The organism is Oleiphilus sp. HI0128 (assembly GCF_001635365.1).
Genome location: NZ_LWGG01001491.1, coordinates 1 through 697, shown reverse-complemented (window position 1 = coordinate 697; position 697 = coordinate 1). Strand labels below are relative to the sequence as shown.

Annotated in this window: 1 protein-coding gene; it reads left to right on the top strand. The window is 43.0% G+C overall.

Going from position 1 to position 697, the window contains the following annotated elements; all coding sequences use genetic code 11:
• The first annotated feature begins 145 nt into the window (after positions 1 to 145).
• Positions 146 to 559: a DUF2802 domain-containing protein gene (locus A3763_RS24575; protein ID WP_068513732.1), complete on the top strand. Its 414-nt coding sequence runs from the start codon at positions 146 to 148 to the stop codon at positions 557 to 559.
• The last annotated feature ends 138 nt before the right edge of the window (positions 560 to 697 follow it).

The following is a 697-nucleotide window of genomic DNA, read 5'->3' as shown; positions in this document are numbered from 1 at the left end:
GTAATAAGAACGGCGAACTGATTATCTTGGTTGAATTTGAGAAGATGCTATCTGAAGAAGAATGGTCTGAAATGGGCTCGTTCTAAACTCGATAGCCAATTTGTTTTTGGCCCTCAATGCTAATTGAGGGCTATGAGGAGTAGGCATGTCAATTTCTGTAGAGTTTGTTCCATTGGTTTCAGCGATACTCGTATGTTTGCTTGCGGTGTACGCTTTGGTAATCAAGCGTAGCATTACCTTATCAGAAAGGAGCACTGCTGATCTGGTCGATGAGCTATCAAAAGAAGTTCAGGGAATTAGCCATGGCTCAATGGGTGTTGGGCGTAAGGTTATTGCTCTGGAAAAGCGTGTCGAAGAGCTTGAAGCCATAATAGACGAAATGCAGAAAAATGACCCGACTAAAGTTTCTTACTCCGAAGCGTCACGTTTGGTGGAGTTGGGAGCGGGGATCGATGACCTAATGAATAGTTGTGGCATCTCTCGTCCAGAAGCAGAGCTTGTTAGTGCTCTCACCGAAAGTAAGCAAGATACTATTCCTACCCTTACTCCCACTAAGTAGCTTTAAGCCAGCCAATACTTAAATCAGTGTTCACATCGAGAGCATAGCTTGGGTGTGAACTAGTTATACATCATCAAATGCTTAAGCAACTGCAGAATATTCATTCATAGCTCTTATCGGCTGCACTACTTTACTCTT